Annotated in this window: 2 protein-coding genes; both read right to left on the bottom strand. The window is 50.3% G+C overall.

All coding sequences use genetic code 11. The annotated features are described in order from the left end of the window. On the bottom strand, nucleotides 1-323 hold a 323-nt coding region (locus tag ACESTR_RS16355), incomplete at its 3' end, for a relaxase/mobilization nuclease domain-containing protein (RefSeq protein ID WP_373179464.1). Continuing rightward, nucleotides 308-680 (bottom strand): mobilization protein (locus tag ACESTR_RS16350; RefSeq protein WP_373179463.1); only part of this gene is annotated, 373 nt, incomplete at its 5' end. The genes ACESTR_RS16350 and ACESTR_RS16355, both read right to left, overlap by 16 nt.

Here is a 680-nt window from a genome sequence, read left to right as displayed (position 1 = left end):
TTGAAAACAATATAAGGCTGGTTGCCGTAACCCATACGTTCCATGTATTCCTGCGCGATGTCCCGGAGCTGATCGTCTGTCAGTTTGTCTTCGGGCGAGGGGTTCAGCGAGGCGTGGAAGACCGTGTTCGTAGTCCGGCGGTTGGCTTCGAGGTACGGCCAAAAGCAATCCATGCAGGCGTCGACATCCATTCGCCCGTGCTTGTCGAACGGTTCCAACATCTTCTGCCAGAAAAGAACCTCGGCTTCATCCTTATCCACTTTCTCCTTGTTGTAATACAACGCTCCGCCGGGCGAGGAACCCGATCTTATATTCGCAACCATTCCTTAGTCTGTTTTGCGAGGTTGAGAATCTCGATACTGAGGGCTTTCAGCTCTCTCGTTCGCTGTTCCAATGCAGCGATCTGATGCGGGATTGCGACGTTGGAAAAGTGGGCGTTGATAGCCTTTACAATCTGATTATAGTTGTTCCCGAGCTTTTGAAATTGGTAATAAAAGTCGTTCAGCCGTGCGACGAACTGCACTTTGGAAGGGTCGCGTCTGACGACAACGAACTCCTCGGCGAAGATTCGTTTGACGATAAAACGGCTGCGGTTATGCTCCGATCCTGCCTTACAAAGCATCTGCTTAAAGCGGATATTCTCTTCCGTGGTGAGTTTGAAATTATACCTGTGGACTCTG

Source organism: Alistipes sp. DJF_B185 (assembly GCF_964250025.1).
Taxonomy (GTDB): domain Bacteria; phylum Bacteroidota; class Bacteroidia; order Bacteroidales; family Rikenellaceae; genus Alistipes; species Alistipes finegoldii.
This window is presented reverse-complemented; position numbering and strand designations above follow the sequence as displayed.